The organism is Acetobacter lovaniensis (assembly GCF_014207635.1).
In the GTDB taxonomy this organism is placed as follows: Bacteria; Pseudomonadota; Alphaproteobacteria; order Acetobacterales; family Acetobacteraceae; genus Acetobacter; species Acetobacter lovaniensis.
In genome coordinates, this window is record NZ_JACHIE010000055.1 from 1 (window position 1) to 1,130 (window position 1,130).

At 57.6% G+C, this 1,130-nt stretch carries 3 protein-coding genes; all 3 read left to right on the forward strand.

Annotation, left to right across the window (positions count from 1 at the left end; all coding sequences use genetic code 11):
* Window positions 1-306: 306 nt before the first annotated feature.
* Window positions 307-624, forward strand: coding sequence for a hypothetical protein (locus HNR55_RS16675; RefSeq protein ID WP_166117230.1), 318 nt, complete (start codon window positions 307-309; stop codon window positions 622-624).
* Between the two features lie 88 nt (window positions 625-712).
* A complete protein-coding gene (locus HNR55_RS16680; protein ID WP_194300292.1) occupies window positions 713-931 on the forward strand; it encodes a hypothetical protein in 219 nt (72 codons plus the stop codon).
* The coding region (locus HNR55_RS16685) for a hypothetical protein (RefSeq protein WP_456304254.1) at window positions 928-1,130 on the forward strand (203 nt) is incomplete at its 3' end. The genes HNR55_RS16680 and HNR55_RS16685, both read left to right, overlap by 4 nt.

A 1,130-nucleotide genomic window follows, 5' to 3' on the forward strand; every position in this document is an offset into this window, starting at 1 on the left:
CTGCTGGATGGTCGCGTATGGGTGCAGGAACGACCAAAGCTCCGCTGCTCTGACAGTAGACTGCCAGAGGAACGGAGTATTGTGCATGGCGGCGGGCATAGCGTCACACGCATTCAGTGTGTCCAGCGCATATGTACCGCCGTATTCCACCGTTCCGAATTCGGTCTCCTTTTTCATTGTTTCTCCAGCTCTCGTGTTCCGCAAAACCGAGAATGGAGCAAAGCGATGTGGAATGATCGGGCAATTCTCGCCCGGAAACAGTCAAAAAGTGACCGAAAGTTTCCGCAAATGATGGGCCTTACGCACATGCCCGTCCGAGACCGGCTTTTGAACGTGATCAAACGCGAGTTCGAGCCTCTCAGATTTGCAACCGAAATGCTGGCCCGCGCGGCGAAGAAAACGCCCCGGGCTGCACGTAACTGGCTGTCAGGCACAAACGCCCCTGATGCAGAGGCGCTTATCGAACTGATGGCTTCCAGCAACGCAATAGCGGCAGAGGTCGAGCGCCTTGTCGCTGAACGCCGTAAGGCACGCGAGGAAGAAGAATGCCCTGGTTCAAACTCCGGCTTTGCCGGTTCCAGTGGTTCCGAACGCATGACGGGCCACCACCATCTGTCCACATAACGTGGGTGCATGTGTCCTGGTTCGATTGGGACGCATGGCAGGACAAAATGGACCGCGCACTGCGCGCTGCACGGGAGGAGTTCAGGAAGTGACCCCATTCCCCATAGAGGAAATCCGAGCGCGTCTTGCTGACGCTGTGCAGATGGCGGGCGGTCAAAGTGCATGGTCACGCAAAACCGGCATCCACCGCACAACAGTTTCCGAAGTCCTGTCGCACAAACGCGACATACCAGAAAGCATTATCAATGCGCTGGGCTACATCGTGCGCCCCATGTGCGTGCCTGCGCGGAAGGGGATGAACCGATGAAAGCCCTGATCGGTGGAGAATACAGCGGGCGGGTGCGCGATGCCTTCATTGCCCATGGCCATGATGCCATGTCCTGCGACCTGCTCCCGACTGAAAGGCCAGGCCCGCATTATCAGGGCGATGTGAGGGATGTGTTGGATTACCCGTGGGATCTGGCAATCTTTCACCCCCCATGCACTGACCTGTCAGTTTCGGGGGC

Bases quoted from the DNA above. Each gene is read 5' to 3' on its own strand.
- HNR55_RS16675 (WP_166117230.1), top strand. From the start codon at position 307: ATGCCCGTCCGAGACCGGCTTTTGAACGTGATCAAACGCGAGTTCGAG.